We start from the raw sequence: 16,591 nt of genomic DNA, 5'->3' as shown, positions 1-16,591 counted from the left end.
CCTGCGGGCAAACAGATAATATTTAAAAGATTAATGGAGCGAACAATGAGCGTACTGGTAGGCCGTCCGGCCCCTGACTTTACTGCAGCAGCTGTTTTAGGAAGTGGTGAAATTGTAGATTCTTTCACGTTAAGTGAAGCTATCAAAGGTAAGAAAGCCGTTGTGTTCTTTTACCCTCTGGACTTCACTTTCGTGTGTCCTTCTGAGCTGATCGCATTTGATAAGCGTTATGAAGAATTCCAGAAGCGCGGCGTGGAAGTGATCGGTGTTTCTATCGATTCTCAGTTCTCACACAATGCGTGGAGAAACACACCGGTAAATCAGGGCGGTATTGGTCCGGTTAAGTACACTCTGGTTGCTGACGTTAAGCACGAAATTTGTCAGGCCTACGATGTGGAACATCCTGAAGCGGGTGTTGCTTTCCGTGGTTCATTCCTGATTGATGCTGAAGGTAACGTACGTCACCAGGTCGTTAACGATCTGCCTCTGGGCCGTAACATCGATGAGATGCTGCGTATGGTTGACGCGCTGACGTTCAATGAAGAGCACGGTGAAGTATGTCCTGCTGGCTGGACTGAAGGTAAAGCGGGTATGGATGCATCTCCTGCCGGTGTTGCTAAATACCTGTCTGAAGAAGCAGACAAGCTGTAAGCAAAGCCTGAAATACCGGAAAACGCCGCACGGAGCACTGCTCCTGCGGCGTTTTTTTATTTCTGTAGTGGCGTTATGATTTAACGCTGTGAGCGGGAAAGCGCATCTCCCAAATCTTCCAGCGTCTTTCCCCGTGTTTCGGGGAAAAAGGTAATCACACAAATAAGCTGGCAGGCCATCATAACGGTAAAGAACGCAAACAGAGCGGATGCTGAAAACTGGCTCAGCAACCAGGGCATCAGCAGGGCAATCAACGCTGCAAACACCCAGTGAGTGCTGCTGCCCAGGGCCTGACCTTTGGCGCGGACACTGTTAGGAAAGATCTCCGAAATAAACACCCAAATCACAGCACCCTGGCCCATGGCATGAGAAGCAATGAATAAAAATATCAGACCCACCACGAGTATTCCCTGCCATTGCAACCAGAACGCGCAGGTGAGCAGACTCAGAGACACCAGATAGCCCAGTGAGCCGGCAAAAAGCAATTGTCGTCTGCCCATTTTATCGATCAGTGCCAGTCCGGCGAGGGTAAATATGAGATTAACAAGACCTATACCGGCGCTGGATAACAAAGCCGAAGAAGCATCCAGGCCGGCCAGTGAGAATATTCTGGGTGCAAAGTAGATAACAAAATTAATGCCTGACAACTGATTAAACATCGCTACCAGAAAAGCCAGCAACACCGGTAAACGGTAGGCAGCATTGAACAGTGACGGGCTGCGATGATTCTGAACATCCCGCTTTACCGCAGCCAGCACAGCATCCGGGTCAGTTTCACCGGCGCGGAGCAAAATATCCCTGCTCTGTTTTTCATCATTCCGGTGCAGGAGCAGCCAGCGCGGGCTTTCCGGTACATTAAGTACTAGTAACAGATAAATCATTGCCGGAATGGCTTCTATACCCAGCATCCATCGCCAGTCAAGGCTGAACCAGGCGGAGAGTATAAAATTTGAAAGAAAGGCGATGAGAATACCAAACACAATCTGGAACTGATAGGTGGCTACCATACGGCCCCGTTTCTGCGCCGGTGCAATTTCAGCAATGTAGGCGGGCACCGCAATGGAAGACACGCCGACCCCAAACCCGCCAATAAAGCGCATAATGCTGAAAAACACAGGATCGGTTGCCAGTGCGGAGCCAATGGCTGACACCACATACAAAATACCAATGCCAACAAGTACTGGTTTGCGTCCAAATTTATCGCAGGGAATATTGGCGGTAAGGGCGCCGGCAACGGTACCCCACAGGGCAGAAGACATGACCAGCAATCCGTGAGTCAGATCTGAGGTTTGCCATAAAGCCTGAATAAGCTGATCAGCGCCGGAAATAACAGCGGTATCAAATCCGAAAAGAAAACCGGCGAAGGCGACGGTCAGGGTCCAGAGGACAACGGGGTGTTTCATAACGTACACGACTTAAACGATTCAGTTATTCTCAGTGTACGTTACAATTTGTTAACAAGAAAGAGGCGACGTCAAATAGAAACCGGATAGTTGTTCCTGTGACCGGTCATTCCGCTGGCGCGACTGGCCAGCCACCTAAATGTTTGTAGCGGTTCACAATGTAGCAAAACAGTTCTGCTGTCCGCTCTGCATCGTAAAGGGCACTGTGTGCTTCACTCTGATCAAACGCAATCCCGGCTTCACGGCATGCCTTTACCAGTACTGTCTGACCGACGGCTAACCCTGCCAGTGTCGTTGTGTCGAAAGACACAAACGGGTGAAACGGAGTGCGCTTAATGTTACTGCGGGCAATCGCGGCATTTACAAAGCTCTGATCAAAGGTGGCATTATGGGCCACAATCACTGAGCGTTGACAGTCTGCATCTTTCTGCAGTTTGCGGATTTGCTTACATACGTCTTTCATGACATCGGCTTCATCCAGTGCGCCCCTTAGCGGACAATGAGGATCAATGCCATTAAACTCCAGTGCAGCCGGCTCCAGGTTCGCGCCCTCGAAGGGATTGACATGGTGATGCACGGTTTTGTCGGGGTGCAAATCACCTTGTTCATCCATACGCAAAGTGACAGCAGCGATTTCCAGCAGTGCATCAGTTGTAGCATTAAAACCGGCAGTTTCCACATCAATAATGACAGGAAAATAACCACGGAAACGGTGCTTTAACAAATTCGCGTTTTCAGACATAGATCGAAGAAGCCTCTGAATAAACAAGTGCATGGGCAGAGCAAAAATGGATTATCGCAAGATACGCCGTATGTATCTACCTTTGTTACCTGTGAGGGAAGGGGATTATACTGACCATTGTGCTAAACTTTTTGCGCAGGGCGGCGATAAAGAAAGAGCCACCTCTTTTCTCTTAGTTTCAGGGCATATTATGTTTCGACAGGCTTTATTGTGTTTTTTGCTGATAAGTGCACCGGGTTACGGCGCAATGCGCCAGTATTCTGCGACTGTGGAATCCTCTGACTGGCAATTGAAAGATGAAAGCCGTCTGCAGTGCACTTTATCTCATGCGGTACCCGGTTACGGCGATGCCGAGTTCTCCAGCGTAGCGTCGAAGCAACTGAATATGGAATTCGAGCTGGACATGCAACTGCTGCCGAAGAAATTTGGCGTGGCCGCCGTTTATTCAGTCCCTCCTTCATGGATGCCCGGCGCAGCACCTAAAAACATTGCTGATATGACCCTGCGAACCCAGTACAACGGCGACCTGCCTGAGCAAGCTGCCTGGACAATGCTCAGTGAACTGGAAAAGGGCTACTGGCCGACTATCTACTATCAGGACTGGTACAACGAATACGACAAAGTGGCTGTTGCCTTGAATGCCAGCAACTTCACACCGGTATACCGCAACTTCGTGAAGTGCGTGTCACAACTGTTGCCCTACAGTTTTGATGATATTGCCTACACCGTGCTGTCTTACGAGAAAAACAGTGTGGATTTAACCAAATACTCAGAAAAGCGTCTGAACATGATTGGGGAATATCTGAAAGAAGACAGCGGACTGGAATTGGTGTTACTGGACGGTTATACCGACAGCTATGGCGGACGCTGGAGCAACGAGCAGTTATCTGTCCGCCGTGCTAATCAGGTGAAAGAGTATTTTACAGCCATGGGTGTGGATGCCTCCCGTATCGAAGTCACTGGCCACGGCGAGAAGCGTCACATCTCGCCAAATGACAACAGTGACGCCCGTGCGCTCAACCGCCGCGTTGTAGTGCGGTTATCCAGGGGGTAGACGTCTGGTTATTTTCCGCTGTGTTGTAAAAAGCTTTTTACCGGCGGGACCTGATCGGTAAAAACACCATCAACCGCCAACGGTCCGGTTAGCAGTCCGAGGATCTGTTCTGCTGTCATACCTGTTGGCAGTGCATCAATTCTGAATGTATAAGGGTGAATAATCAGCCCTTCTTTTTTCGCCGTTGCCAGCCAGGAAGCAGGGACAACCTTACCTTGCTGTATTGCCTTCATGTCCAGTAACTGTGGTAACCAGGGACCAATGCCATCAGCATATTTTGCAATATCATGCATGCCCTGTTCAGTCAGAAGTGCCTGGTAATCAGTGGGAGACTCACCCCAGCTGTTGTCAGCCAGCAACAAAACTATCTTGCCTTTAAAACCCAGCTCGTCGCGCAGACGCTTAACTTCAGCAAAATCAAAACACTGCACATAAATATTGGCATTCCCGCCATTGAGGTCATAGCGCGCCAGTGTATCAAGCAGAAGTTGGCTGATATCTGTGCCTTCTTTTTTATGCCAGGCTGGCGACTTGATTTCAGTATAAAAGCCAATGTTGCTGTTAAATTCGCGGTTTAATTCACTGATGAGTTCTATATGTTCATCTAACGTAGCAATGGTAAACAGCGCTTTATTGCCATGATAGCGCTTGGCAAACACTTGTTTTCCAGCGGTATCCGCCCGCTCTTTTACTTGAAGAGTGCGCAATTCCGCTAACGTGAAATCCAGCGCATACCAACGGCCATCGTCACGGGCGCGGTCAGGAAACTTCGCGGCCACATTGGTTACTGTATCCAGATGAATATCATGAAGTACAACCAGTTCACCATCTTTAGTGGCTACCACATCCTGTTCGATGTAATCCGGTTGCTGGGCAAACGCCAGTGTTGCAGCTTCCAGTGTATGCTCGGGAAGATAGCCGGATGCACCTCTGTGAGCAATGATATCGAATGCAGCAGCACTGGTACTCAAACACAGTGTAGAAAAGGTGAAAGAGAGCAAAGTGTTTTTTAACACAAACAGATCCTTTATTGGTGAACGACACAGGTAACGACAGCAAAAGAAAAGCATACAGGATGTTTTTGCCGGAACCAAAACCTCTATTCTGGCGGGGAAAGAAGACATTCGTGTGACGTAGATCTGTAAAAGCGGAAGGTACTGAAAAAATGGTCAACGAGGAAAGGGAACAGGACGGCCTAGTCAATTCTACGCCGCCCTGACATTATGTTCAGAAGCGCTTAAACGGGGGACGAGTGCCCTGTTTTCCGCTTTGTTGTTCCGTTTCCAGCAGTTCAAACTGAGCGACATCGTATACAGGCATCGTTGTTGTGATGCGGCGGTAGGGAGGTTTACCCCGCATGATGACCTCTTTCACTTCCACATACTCTTTAGGTTCGCCACCTGCCAACTCAAGTTGAGCCACGTCATGTACCGGCAGGCTGACTATTTTGCGTTTAAACGGTGGTTTACCGGCATAATCCACAACCTGGATATCAACCATTTCATTATTTCGTGTTTCGCCGGCAGCCGCTCCGGTAAACAGGGCCGGTAAAACACATAAGCTCAGCAGAGAGAGGGTTCTTTTCATAACAGTGTCCTTTTGTTTGCATCAAAATGGTGCTTTATTCCATTGTATGGCTGAATAAAAATGAAACAATACTATCTGGAGATAGTTTTAATCTATCAGCTGTAGGGTTTAGAGAATGCTTAGCTATCAAATGTGGACGATTTCACTACTTTTTTTCTTTTCATGCTTTTTGGTGGTGCAATTTGGCTGGTTGTGCACTTATTTGGTTTGTTGGATGGGCACTGAGAGGAACAGGGTAATGAAATATCAGTAACTTACCGGAATGGCGTTTAAGTTGCTGTAACTGTACAGGTATCGTCAGCAGGGCCGGAACAGTTATGAAGAGCATCATTTTATGGGTAGCAGGAATGCTGCTTTCAACTGCCGTAGTTGCCAGTGAACAGGCGGTGCCACTTGACCAGAGTGCAGGCGGTACCCTGTACCTTGAAGCGACGCTTGAATCGGCAGTCACAGCTTCATTTCTTCTCGACACCGGCTCCGGCTTGCTGACCTTAAATAAAGCAACTTTTGAGGCGTTAACCAAAGGCCGGAAGCTGAAAAAATCGGGTAAATCGGCAGCCAGACTGGCGAACGGTAAAATTCTCACTGTGTCGCAGTATCAGCTCAGTTCAATCCGTATCGGGCAGGCTTGCGAACTGGGTCCGGTAGAAGTTGCCGTGATGCCGGGAGGAAACAATATTCTGGGTATCAACACACTGCTCAAAGCGGCACCGATGACCATCACGGCTGAGTCTGTCACCCTTTCCGGTTGCCGCTAGTAAATCAGACTTCTGTTTTTTCCTTAAAATCACACAGATCTTCAATAATACAGGAACCGCAACGTGGTTTGTGGGCGATGCAGGTATATCGGCCGTGCAGTGGTGAACGTCGACCTTAAATTCAGCAGGTACGACTTTTAACAGCTTTTCTTCCACTCTGTCCACGTTCTTGCCCATGGCATATTTAGTGCGGTTTGATACCCGAAATATGTGTGTGTCTACAGCGATAGTGGGCCAGCTAAAGGATAATTAAAGTAGGTATTGATTAAACAGAGTGTGGCTGGGGGTGCTGTTTAAGCTTTTCATCCCAATACGGTTCACTATTAAAGTAACTCGAAAAGTAATCAATAAACGCTCTGACTTTAGGTGCTAATTGTCTGGAGCTTGGGTAAACCGCCCAAATAGCGGTTTCAGAAATCAATGGGTATTCGGATAATACTTCTACTAACTCACCATTAATTAATTGTTGATAGGCACTCCAGGTTGAATTGACAGTTATACCTATGCCATATGAGCAAGCGTCACGTATTGCTTCCCCGTTGTCGGTACTAAAGTTGCCGGTGACTTTAATATTTAGCGTTTCATTGCCACCCTTAAATGCCCAATGATCTAAATTTAAGAGGGTTATACAGTTATGCTCTCTCAGTTCCATGGGTGAGGCAGGAGAACCATATTTAGATATGTACTCAGGGGACGCACATAAAATCCGTCTATCGTTTACTAGTTTTTTGGCTATTAGTGTTGAGTCTTTTAATTGCGAATTTCGGATGGCAATATCAAAACCGCCTTCTACTAAATCAACTATGGTATCGGACAGTTTTAAATCTATTTTTAGATTAGGGTATTCATTCATAAAGCCTTTCATCGCAGGCAATATATGCATGCGACCAAATGAGGCTGGAGCAGCAACACGCAACGTTCCACTTGGCTTTAAGTTCCCAACTCCCACCGATGCTTCAGCCGCTTCCACGCTAGCAATTACGTCTTCAGCATGATGAAGAAATGCGACGCCATCTTCAGTTAAAGATATCTTTCTTGTTGTTCTATGAAAAAGCCTTACGCCCAAACTTTCTTCCAGCTTTCTAATATGGCTACTCGCCACAGCGGCAGATAAGCCAAGTTCAGCGCCTGCAGAGCTTATGTTGTTTGTAGTGGCTACTCTAACAAATAGCTTTAGATACTCAATATTCATTATAAACTTTTTGTTGAAAGTGATTATTTATTTTGGGTAATTATCAATATCTCCTTTGAAGATTATACTCGTTTTAGCTTAAACATGAACTGAGCGTAACCGGAGAGTCAAAATGAGAGCAATGGTAGTTAACAAATTTGGTGGACCAGAGGTATTTGAACTTAAACATGTCGGCAAACCAGAAGTGAAACCGATGCATGTTTTGGTGAATATAAAAGCCACAAGTGTGAATACCGTGGACACAATGATCCGTCAAATGGGCAGCGAGTTACCTTTGTCCCCTTCAGCGCCTGCTATTTTGGGAATGGATTTCGCCGGAATAGTAGAAGAAGTGGGCGATGGCGTGACAGATTTCAAAATAGGAGATGAAGTGTATGGGTGTGCTGGTGGGCTTGCTGATCTGCCCGGGACATTAGCAGAATATATCGCTGCGGATTTTCGACTTATAGCTAAGAAGCCAGGGAATTTATCCATGGAACAAGCTGCCGCACTGCCATTAGTGGGTATTACTGCTTATGAAGGGCTAACCCGTGCGGGTGTTAAACAAGGCCAAAAAGTGCTGGTGCATGGTGGCTCAGGAGGTGTTGGTCACGTAGCGCTTCAACTTGCAAAATATTTTGGCGCTGAGGTTTATTCAACAGGAGGGGGAGATGCGCAGCTAGCTCTTATCAGTAAGTTAGGTGCCACTGCTATAAATTACAAAACAGAAGACGTGGCCGAATATGTAGAAAAATATACTAAAGGAATTGGCTTTGATGTTGTATTTGACTCGGTTGGTGGTGAAAACATGCTGAACTCGTTTGAGGCGACTGCTTTAAACGGACACGTTGCCACAACTGTTGCAATGCTTGACTTAGATTTATCGTTAGCTCATTTCAAAGGTTTGTCTTTGCATGTGGTATTTATGCTGATACCCATGCTCCACAATGTAAATCGGGAAGATCACTCTGACATACTTACGGAGCTAGCCCAAATTGTTGAAGCGGGAGAGCTTGAAGTTGTTCTGGACAGTCAATCATTTTCACTAAATGAAGCGGGAAAAGCACATGAACGATTATCTAGTGGAAAAGCCATTGGCAAAGTTGTGATAAGCGTGTGAAGAGGGATGAAATGAAAACCATATTAATCACAGGTGCGACTGATGGCATTGGTTTAGAAACCGCGCAGATATTGGCTGGTTTAGGACACAACCTGGTTATTCACGGACGAAATGCAGACAAGCTGAAAAAGACTCACAAATTGCTGTTAGAGATTGCTCCAAATATTGAAATAGATACTTATAAGGCTGACCTCTCGGACCTTTATCAAGTGGGGCAGTTAGTGGACAATATAAAAAAATGTCATCAATCGCTAGATATTATTATCAACAATGCAGGCGTATTCAAGACGGATAAGCCTGTTAGCGGTGTCGGGGTGGATGTAAGGTTTGTCGTTAATACGATTAGCCCTTTCATCATCACCAAAGGGTTACTGTCAGTGCTAAAAGATAATGGGAGGATTATTAATTTGTCATCTGCTGCACAAGCGCCGGTCAACCTCGAAGCTATGCGCGGGAGTTTGACGATTGCAGACGACTTTCAGGCTTATGCTCAAAGTAAATTGGCCATTACTATATGGTCACAAGAGTTAGCCCGGGAACTAAAGACAGACCAGGTTGTATTAGCGGTTAACCCCGGTTCATTATTGGCTAGTAAAATGGTTAAAGAAGGTTTTGGTTTGGCAGGAAACGATATCGGGATCGGTGCTGAAATATTAGTTAAAGCATCGCTCTCTGATAAGTTTGCAGAAAGCTCCGGCCGGTATTTCGATAACGATTCTAAAACGTTTTCGGTGCCTCACGTTGATGCTGCAAATTCAGAGAAGAATAAAGCGTTAATGACAATTTTGGAAAGCTTCTACACCCAATTTGGATAAAACTACCCGGTCTTATCCTTAAACTCACACAAGTCTTCAATAATACAGGAACCGCAGCGGGGGTTGCGGGCGATACAGGTATAACGGCCGTGCAGGATCAGCCAGTGGTGAACGTCGACCTTAAATTCAGCAGGCACGACTTTTAACAGCTTTTCTTCCACTCTGTCCACGTTCTTGCCCATGGCAAACTTAGTGCGGTTTGATACCCGAAATATGTGAGTGTCTACCGCAATCGTGGGCCAGCCGAATGCTGTATTCAGTACTACATTCGCCGTTTTACGGCCAACGCCCGGCAAAGCTTCCAGCGCCTCCCGGCTTTCCGGTACCTCGCCATTGTGCTTTTCAACAATGATCTTACTGAGTTTGTGCACGTTTTCGGCTTTGGCATTGTAAAGACCAATAGTCTTGATGTATTCCTTTAAGCCATCTACGCCCAAATCTGCGATAGCCTGCGGCGTATTGGCCACGGGAAACAGTTTGGCCGTCGCCTTATTCACACCCACATCGGTGGCCTGTGCTGATAAGGTCACTGCGACCAGCAATTCAAAGGGTGTAGTGAAGTTCAATTCAGTAGTGGGATGAGGATTAGCATCTCTCAGCCGGGTCAGAATTTCCTTTCTTTTCGTATTATTCATAGCAACACTTAACTTTCAGCAGTTACCCTGATTCGGGTGACGGTTTTGGCTTCCGGAACCTTTTTGGCAGCCATCCGCGCGTCGATAACATTTTTAAGAGCAATGAGCAGACCCATGCCAATGAACGCGCCCGGCGGCAAAATAGCGAGCAGGAAAGGCTGGTCTGTATCAAATAAAGTAATGGTCCAGTTGGTCGCTATGCTGCCAAAAAGACGATCAGCTCCGCTTAGCAGGGTACCGGAACCTAAGGCTTCGCGCATGGCGCCTAGTAACATCAGCACAGCAGTAAACCCTGCACCCATCATCAGGCCGTCAAGGGCTGCCGGCAGGACCGGATTCTTCGAGGCAAAGGCTTCAGCCCGGCCAATGATGGCGCAATTTGTCACAATTAACGGAATAAAAATGCCCAGTGTTAAATAGAGTTCGTAAGTAAAGGCGTTCATCAGTAGCTGAACAACGGTTACAAAACCTGCAATCACCATCACGAACACCGGGATCCGGATTTCGTTCCTGACAATATTACGTACCAGACTCACGGTAATATTTGAACCAACCAGCACCAGTGTGGTTGCCAGCCCCAGGCCAAGCCCGTTAATAACTGTTGCGGTGACCGCAAGAAGGGGGCACAAACCCAGAAGCTGAACCAGTGCAGGATTATTTTTCCATAAACCTTCGATGGTCAGATTTTTCCACTCACTCATTCTGAACCTCCGGGTTGCTTAGCCATGCAATTAACTGGCAGGGCAAATAAAGACTCACGGTTTGCTTCCACATACAACAGGGCCCGTTTTACTGCACCTGTAACGGCACGGGGAGTAATCGTTGCGCCGGTAAACTGGTCAAATTTGCCACCGTCTTTTTTTACCTGCCATTTGTTCAGCGCCGAATTATCAAAGGACTCACCGCTGAAAGACGTTATCCAGTCACTGACTGACAATTCGATTTTGTCACCCAGTCCGGGAGTTTCCTGGTGTCTCACAGTCCGCACGCCGGTTACCGTCATGTCGTTAGTGACACCGATAACAATGGCAATATCCCCACTGTAACCGTCCGGTGCCACAGCTTCAATAGCAAGGGCGGCGGACTCTCCGTTTAACCGTGCACGGTAAACGTGGCGTAAAGTGCCCGGCTTACCAAGCAGCGGATCAGAGACGGCGGTGCAATCTGCATACAGTTCATTATCATAAAGCGATTGGGGTACCACTTCGTTCAGCAAAGACATCAATTTTTGCTGTTCCTGCTCTGCAATGCGTGACTCAGTGCCGAAAAAGGTAGTGGCAATTAAACCAGTGGTCACAATGGCAAAAGCGCCCAGCATGACGCCATTTTTCACAATACTGTTCATCATGCTTTACCCCGCGGATGGCCGTAGGTGCGCGGACGGGTGTAATAATCGATTAGCGGCACAGCCATGTTCATAATAATGACCGCAAAGGCGACCGCATCAGGATACCCGCCAAACGTACGGATAATCACAATCCAGAATCCGATGAGCGCGCCAAATACTATCCGTCCTCGTGCTGTGGTGGAGGCAGAAACAGGATCAGTGGCAATGAAAAACGCACCGAATAACACGCTGCCGTTGATAAGGTGAAAGACCGGTGACGCGTAGATATCCTGATTGAGCAGATGAAGAAATAAGGCGCACAGGGCGACGCTGGCGATCATGCTGCCCGGAATGTGCCAGCTGATAACCTTCAGACGCCACAACGCCAGCCCGCCAAGGGCCCAGGCTGTGCTTACCCATGACCAGCCAGCGGCACCGCTGGCAAAAAGGCCGCCATTGTAAATTGGCGATGCCAGTAACTCAGAATAGGTTGAAGAACGGGTCAGGCCAGTTTTCACCTGATCCAATGGCGTCGCGGATGTCATGCCGTCAGCCACATCCCTGATTTGAGTGACATCCAGTCCGGTTTGCGTATAACTGGTAAAAATCAGGCTCAATGTATCTGTAAAGGATAATGCTGCCGCTCTTACGCCTTCCGGTGGCAGCCACTGAGTCATTGCCGCAGGGAAAGACACCAGCAGCACGACATAAGCCACCATCGCCGGATTAAACAGGTTGTAGCCCAAACCGCCGTAAAGCTGTTTCACGATTGCTATGGCGAAAAAAGTGCCGGTGACGGTCATCCACCAGGGCAGAGTAGGGGGGATACTGACTGCCAGCAGGCAGGCTGTGAGTACCGCACTGTAATCAGACAGATTGCGCTTAACCTGTTTATTGCGCAGAGACAAAATCGCGGCTTCCGTTGCCAGTGCTGTCGCAACAGCAAGGAACGCCTGAATGACGACGCCCCAGCCAAAGAATACAACCTGACAAGCAATGCCCGGCAACATGGCGTATAGCACCAGGCGCATTACCTGACTGGTATCACGCTTTGTGCGTAAGTGAGGGGAACTGGCAAGATTTAGTTTCATTTAGTCATTATTCCCGTTGTCTCTGGCGGCTTTTTTCGCTTTTGCTTTTGCAACCGCAGCAGCAATACGGGCTTTCTTTTCATCCGCGGGGTCTGCTTTTTTTTGTGTTGTGTCTGAATCAGCCTGTGCATCTGTTTGCTTGCCAGCGTCGGGTTTATCAGTCGTTTCCTGAGCCCCTGTTCCGGTTTTTGCATCCTGTTCCGGTGCGCCATCATTGTCTTTTGCCGCCTTTTTTGCTTTTGCTTTGGCAACAGCGGCTGCAATACGCGCTTTTCTGGCTTCTTCAGCAGACGGTGCTGCCGGGGAGGATTGGGTTGCTTCAGGTTCTTTTTGTGCCGGTTCTGGCTGAGCCGGTTCTGGCTGAGCCGGTTCTGTTTGTACCGGCGGTTTTTCGCTGTTGTCGTCTGCAGACTGTTGCGCTTCTCTGGCCGCCTTTTTGGCTTTCGCTCTGGCTATGGCTGCTGCCACTGCGGCTTTCTTATTGTCAGTTTCGCCTTCCGGTGCAGGAGCGGCGTCAGCGGAATCAGCAGGAGGCGTTGCATTTTGAGCTGCTTTCTTAGCTTTCGCCCGGGCGATGGCTGCTGCCACTGCAGCCTTTTTATCATTTGCAGCAGGAGCTTCTTCCTGTGAAGCCGGCGCCGTTTCCGGTTGTGTTTCTGCTTTTTGTGCTGCCGCTTTGCGGGCTTTGGCACGTGCCAGAGCGGCCGCTACTTTATCTTTGGTGGCTGCATCGCTGCTTTGAGAGGCCGGAGCGTCAGTTGCCGGTTGTGCGGCAGCTGCCAGCCTTGCTTCTTTGGCTTTACGATGCTTCGCTTCCCGCTCTTCTTTTTCCCGTTCAAGGCGGGCTTTGCGGGCTTCGAAACGTTCTTTGGCTTTGTCTGCTTTAGCTTTTTCGTCAAGCTCCAGGCGAATGTCAGCTTTGGCTTTACGGTAATAATGAACCAGCGGTATTTCACTGGGGCATACATAAGCGCAGGCACCGCATTCGATACAATCAAACAGATTATATTCCTGTGCCTTATCGTATTCTTTCGCTTTACTGTGCCAGTACAACTGCTGCGGAAGCAATGTTGCCGGACAGGCATCAGCACAGGCACTGCAACGGATACAGGCGCGTTCGTCGTCACCGTTGGTGAGTTCACCTGTAGCCGGTACCAACAGACAGTTGGTGGTTTTTACCACCGGTACCGCGGCGTCATTTAAGGTAAAGCCCATCATCGGGCCGCCCATTATGACCTGTGGCGTTGTCTGTTTTTCACCGAGGTAACCCGCCTGAGACAACACGTGATTCACTGGTGTCCCAAGGCGAACACGATAGTTTCCGGGGCGTTTAACTGCCTGACCTGTGACAGTGACGATCCTTTCGATCAGGGGTTTACCTTCAATAATGGCTTGTGCAACTGCAAAGCAGGTACCCACATTGAACATGGTCACACCCACATCAAGAGGTAATCCTTTGCGGGGCACTTCACGGCCGGTTACGACCTGAATAAGTTGTTTTTCACCGCCAGCAGGATACTTTGTCTCTACTGTTGCCACACGGATGTGGGGCAGGGTTTCAATCTGTTTTGATAAAACCCTGATGGCTTCTGGTTTGTTGTCTTCAATGGCGATCACCACGCATTTGGGTGACAGCAGGTGTACAAGAATTTCAATACCGGCCATGATGCCGTCAGCGTGCTCACGCATCAGCCTGTCGTCAGACGTGATGTAAGGCTCGCATTCCACGCCGTTGATGATCAGAAACTCAACAGGCTTGTTGGTATTCACCTTAATGTGGCTGGGAAAGCCGGCGCCCCCCATACCTGAAATTCCTGCATCACATAACTTTTCAGTCAGTGATACCTTTTCTTCTTTTGCATAGTCGGGGCAGGGAGAAAGAGGATACCAGGTATCATGGCCATCGGCTTTCAGCGTAACGCAAAGTTCATCCAGACCACTGGGATGAGCGGTAACATGCTGCGCGATGCCGGCTATGGTACCGGAAGTTGGCGCATGGACAGGCACAGAAAAAGGCTGGGTGGACTGGGTCAGTGGCTGACCTTTGAGAACCTTATCGCCCGGGCGCACCAGTAAGGTGCCTTCTGTACCAATATGCTGCCGTACCGGCACAACGTATTCCTTTGCCAGCGGCAGATCCACTATTTGTGTCTGGTTCGAAAGCCCTTTATGACCTTCAGGATGTACGCCGCCGGGAAAGCTGCTGAGCTGACCCTTATCCAGCCGGGCCAGAACGTCTTCATAAACAGGAAACATCACGATTACGACACCATCTTAATTGGAATATCGCCTTTGGGCGTTTTATCAAAATCCCATTTCCATGACGCCGTTGTGGTTTCAACGGGCACCATGTCGATACAGTCAACAGGGCAGGGGTCCACGCAGAGATCACAGCCCGTACATTCCTGAGTCAGCACCGTATGCATATGTTTTGCAGCGCCCAGAATGGCATCTACCGGACATGCCTGAATACATTTGGTACAGCCGATACATTCATCTTCGCGGATGAAGGCGACTTTTTTCACATCCTCTTCACCGTGGGCTGAATCGAGGGGTTTGGCTTCTTTGCCGGTCAGGTCGGCAAGTTTTTTAATCGTGGACTCGCCGCCCGGCGGACATTTATTAATGTCATCACCGTTTGCAATCGCTTCTGCATAGGGGCGGCAACCCGGATAGCCACACTGACCACATTGTGTTTGCGGTAAGATTTCATCGATTTGCTCAACCAGTGGATCGGCTTCAACTTTAAAGCGGATGCTGGCATAGCCTAAAAGCAGGCCGAATGCGACCGCAAGCACGCCGATGGCGATAAGTGCTACTGATATCGTCATTATAATTTCACCAGACCGCTGAAACCCATAAATGCCAGCGACATAAGGCCGGCGGTAACCATGGCAATAGAAGCGCCTTTAAAAGCCACCGGAACATCTGCCGCGGCCAGACGTTCACGCATTGCAGCGAATAAAATAAGCACAAGAGAAAAACCAACAGAAGCACCGAAGCCGTAAATCAGGCTCTCAATGAGATTATGTTGCTCTGTCAGGTTTAGCAGGGCAACACCCAATACCGCGCAGTTGGTAGTGATAAGAGGCAGAAATATTCCGAGTAGCCGGTATAAGGTCGGGCTGGTCTTGTGCACGACCATTTCAGTGAACTGAACCACGACGGCAATAACCAGGATGAATGCCAGTGTTCGCAGATAACCGATGCCCAGGGGCACAAGCAGCCAGGTTTCGACCAGATAACTGGTGACAGATGCCAGTGTTAAAACAAAGGATGTCGCCATGGCCATGCCAATGGCCGTTTCAAGTTTGCCGGACACGCCCATAAAGGGGCATAAACCCAGAAACTTAACCAGCACGAAATTGTTAACGAGTACTGTACCCACAAGGAGTAACAAAAAATCTGTCATAGTAAAAGCAGTGAACGCATATTGGACATTAAAAATTTAAAAAAACAGCAGTGTCTGTCACGTTGCGTATTATCGCTTTTTGTCGCGCGATTAACAACTTAATACAAATGAGAATAATTTAAAGAAATGAATTTCTGCGATGAAACAAAGAGGGGAAATAAGAGTGGCTCCCCCTCCCCGACTCGAACGGGGGACCTGCGGATTAACAGTCCGTCGCTCTAACCAACTGAGCTAAGGGGGAACCGGATTTGTCGAAAGTTGGCTCCCCCTCCCCGACTCGAACGGGGGACCTGCGGATTAACAGTCCGTCGCTCTAACCAACTGAGCTAAGGGGGACCGGCTTTCAACGGAGGCGAATATTAATGACGTATGTTGTCACTGTCAACAAACGTTTTAAGGTTTTTATTCCGTTCGCTCAAAAAATAGCTTTTTTCTGATTTCCGAGACAAAAATTGCTCAAAGCGCTTAAAAAATACACTTGTTTACACCAGGTACAGACAGGTTGTTGAAAAATAAGTCAGATTTTTGACTATGCCTGAAATCGAATAAACACAAACAAAGCTTATAACTAAAAAGTTAGAAGAGTAACTTAAAGGGTATTAAAAAGGCTTTGACTACTGTATTAAAGTACAGTTATTAATGTAACGGTAACGTGCATCAGCCAATCATAAGGTTAGTCTTCACTTACAAAAAAATCGACGGGATCCTGGAAAATACACGTGAATACTGGCCTTTACGCACTTATCCACTAAATCTGTGGATAACTATGTTGATAGGTGGGGGGATCGTTGGAATTTGCAGCAATAAATCAGTTTGATTCGTTGA

The 16,591-nt window shown here is 48.1% G+C and carries 17 protein-coding genes, 2 tRNA genes and 1 pseudogene; 5 read left to right on the top strand and 15 right to left on the bottom strand.

Annotated features, from left to right (window positions below; genetic code table 11):
• Positions 1–45 precede the first annotated feature (45 nt).
• The gene (locus ACXAH4_RS15600) at positions 46–651 is read left to right on the top strand and encodes a peroxiredoxin (protein ID WP_119500677.1); all 606 of its coding nucleotides are present in this window, start codon (positions 46–48) and stop codon (positions 649–651) included.
• A gap of 80 nt (positions 652–731) precedes the next feature.
• Here the strand turns inward: ACXAH4_RS15600 and ACXAH4_RS15595 are convergent, their stop codons facing one another.
• Both ACXAH4_RS15595 and rnt read right to left on the bottom strand, forming a co-directional pair.
• Positions 732–2,054 carry a sugar porter family MFS transporter gene (locus ACXAH4_RS15595; RefSeq protein ID WP_474844737.1) on the bottom strand — a complete coding sequence of 441 codons (1,323 nt, stop codon included), beginning with the start codon at positions 2,052–2,054 and terminating at the stop codon, positions 732–734.
• A 106-nt stretch (positions 2,055–2,160) separates the two neighbouring features.
• Positions 2,161–2,796, bottom strand: coding sequence for a ribonuclease T (rnt, locus tag ACXAH4_RS15590; RefSeq protein ID WP_119500679.1), 636 nt, complete (start codon positions 2,794–2,796; stop codon positions 2,161–2,163).
• 190 nt (positions 2,797–2,986) lie between these two features.
• On the opposite strand from rnt, the gene ACXAH4_RS15585 reads away from it, so the two are divergent.
• Complete coding sequence (locus ACXAH4_RS15585) at positions 2,987–3,850, top strand: flagellar protein MotY (protein ID WP_119503346.1); 864 nt, start codon at positions 2,987–2,989, stop codon at positions 3,848–3,850.
• Between the two features lie 8 nt (positions 3,851–3,858).
• Here the strand turns inward: ACXAH4_RS15585 and glpQ are convergent, their stop codons facing one another.
• Entirely contained in the window at positions 3,859–4,872 is a 1,014-nt protein-coding gene (glpQ, locus tag ACXAH4_RS15580) for a glycerophosphodiester phosphodiesterase (RefSeq protein WP_474844848.1), read from the bottom strand.
• 205 nt (positions 4,873–5,077) lie between these two features.
• On the bottom strand, positions 5,078–5,437 hold the full coding sequence (locus ACXAH4_RS15575) for a hypothetical protein (RefSeq protein WP_474844739.1): 360 nt from the start codon (positions 5,435–5,437) through the stop codon (positions 5,078–5,080).
• A gap of 317 nt (positions 5,438–5,754) precedes the next feature.
• Between ACXAH4_RS15575 and ACXAH4_RS15570 the strand changes: the two genes are divergently transcribed.
• The gene (locus ACXAH4_RS15570) at positions 5,755–6,195 is read left to right on the top strand and encodes an aspartyl protease family protein (RefSeq protein WP_474851098.1); all 441 of its coding nucleotides are present in this window, start codon (positions 5,755–5,757) and stop codon (positions 6,193–6,195) included.
• Between the two features lie 4 nt (positions 6,196–6,199).
• On the opposite strand, the pseudogene ACXAH4_RS15565 reads toward ACXAH4_RS15570, so the two are convergent.
• Positions 6,200–6,441: pseudogene (locus tag ACXAH4_RS15565) on the bottom strand (endonuclease III); the annotation flags it as partial.
• 19 nt (positions 6,442–6,460) lie between these two features.
• Positions 6,461–7,387, bottom strand: coding sequence for a LysR family transcriptional regulator (locus ACXAH4_RS15560; protein WP_474844741.1), 927 nt, complete (start codon positions 7,385–7,387; stop codon positions 6,461–6,463).
• Positions 7,388–7,499: 112 nt separating this feature from the next.
• Between ACXAH4_RS15560 and ACXAH4_RS15555 the strand changes: the two genes are divergently transcribed.
• Together ACXAH4_RS15555 and ACXAH4_RS15550 are read left to right on the top strand one after the other, a co-directional pair.
• Positions 7,500–8,486 (top strand): zinc-dependent alcohol dehydrogenase family protein, encoded by a 987-nt coding sequence (locus tag ACXAH4_RS15555; RefSeq protein ID WP_474851100.1) that lies wholly within the window; start codon positions 7,500–7,502, stop codon positions 8,484–8,486.
• A gap of 11 nt (positions 8,487–8,497) precedes the next feature.
• Complete coding sequence (locus tag ACXAH4_RS15550; RefSeq protein WP_474851101.1) at positions 8,498–9,301, top strand: SDR family NAD(P)-dependent oxidoreductase; 804 nt, start codon at positions 8,498–8,500, stop codon at positions 9,299–9,301.
• 2 nt (positions 9,302–9,303) lie between these two features.
• On the opposite strand, the gene nth is transcribed toward ACXAH4_RS15550, so the two are convergent.
• From nth to ACXAH4_RS15505, 9 genes are all read right to left on the bottom strand, one after another.
• A complete protein-coding gene (nth, locus tag ACXAH4_RS15545) occupies positions 9,304–9,936 on the bottom strand; it encodes an endonuclease III (RefSeq protein WP_474882554.1) in 633 nt (210 codons plus the stop codon).
• A gap of 8 nt (positions 9,937–9,944) precedes the next feature.
• Positions 9,945–10,637, bottom strand: coding sequence for an electron transport complex subunit E (locus ACXAH4_RS15540; protein WP_119500684.1), 693 nt, complete (start codon positions 10,635–10,637; stop codon positions 9,945–9,947).
• Complete coding sequence (gene rsxG, locus ACXAH4_RS15535; RefSeq protein ID WP_474882553.1) at positions 10,634–11,284, bottom strand: electron transport complex subunit RsxG; 651 nt, start codon at positions 11,282–11,284, stop codon at positions 10,634–10,636. Before rsxG ends, ACXAH4_RS15540 begins: the two co-directional genes overlap by 4 nt.
• Positions 11,281–12,354, bottom strand: a complete 1,074-nt coding sequence (gene rsxD / locus ACXAH4_RS15530; RefSeq protein ID WP_474851103.1) for an electron transport complex subunit RsxD — start codon at positions 12,352–12,354, stop codon at positions 11,281–11,283. The genes rsxG and rsxD overlap by 4 nt, the downstream gene beginning before the upstream one ends.
• A complete protein-coding gene (gene rsxC, locus ACXAH4_RS15525) occupies positions 12,355–14,610 on the bottom strand; it encodes an electron transport complex subunit RsxC (protein WP_474882599.1) in 2,256 nt (751 codons plus the stop codon). It lies immediately after the preceding gene.
• A gap of 5 nt (positions 14,611–14,615) precedes the next feature.
• A complete protein-coding gene (gene rsxB / locus ACXAH4_RS15520) occupies positions 14,616–15,185 on the bottom strand; it encodes an electron transport complex subunit RsxB (RefSeq protein ID WP_119500688.1) in 570 nt (189 codons plus the stop codon).
• On the bottom strand, positions 15,185–15,766 hold the full coding sequence (rsxA, locus tag ACXAH4_RS15515; RefSeq protein WP_119500689.1) for an electron transport complex subunit RsxA: 582 nt from the start codon (positions 15,764–15,766) through the stop codon (positions 15,185–15,187). Before rsxA ends, rsxB begins: the two co-directional genes overlap by 1 nt.
• Before the next feature lie 164 nt (positions 15,767–15,930).
• Positions 15,931–16,007 (bottom strand) — tRNA-Asn (locus ACXAH4_RS15510).
• Positions 16,008–16,025: 18 nt separating this feature from the next.
• Positions 16,026–16,102: transfer RNA gene (locus ACXAH4_RS15505), tRNA-Asn, on the bottom strand.
• Between the last annotated feature and the right edge of the window lie 489 nt (positions 16,103–16,591).

The sequence above is a fragment of the Alteromonas sp. ABV2_168 genome (assembly GCF_056161165.1).
This window is presented reverse-complemented; position numbering and strand designations above follow the sequence as displayed.